At 63.9% G+C, this 335-nt stretch carries 1 protein-coding gene; it reads left to right on the top strand.

Annotated elements, in window-relative coordinates; all coding sequences use genetic code 11:
- Positions 1 to 335 (top strand): YcgN family cysteine cluster protein (locus AC0IYH_RS30255; RefSeq protein ID WP_471837822.1); only part of this gene is annotated, 335 nt, incomplete at both ends.

The raw sequence follows: 335 nt of genomic DNA, 5'->3' as shown, positions 1-335 counted from the left end.
GTGGGTACAGTGATCGACAAGTTCTGGGAACGACCGATCGAGACGCTCGACCGTGGCCAGTGGGAAGCACTGTGCGACGGATGCGGGAAATGTTGTCTTCACAAGCTGGAGGACGAGGATACCGGCGAGCTGCACAGCACCAACGTGGCGTGCAAGCTGCTCGACCGGCGCAGCGGCCAGTGTTCGGATTACCGTCACCGGCGCGCTTATGTGCCGGAGTGCGTACGACTGACGACGCGCAACGTGCGCGACTTCGACTGGTTGCCGTCGACCTGTGCGTACCGGCTGCGCGCGAACGGTGAGCCGCTGCCCGACTGGCATTACCTCGTCAGCGG

This window comes from Pseudomonas sp. AC463, from assembly GCF_979253585.1.
This window is presented reverse-complemented; position numbering and strand designations above follow the sequence as displayed.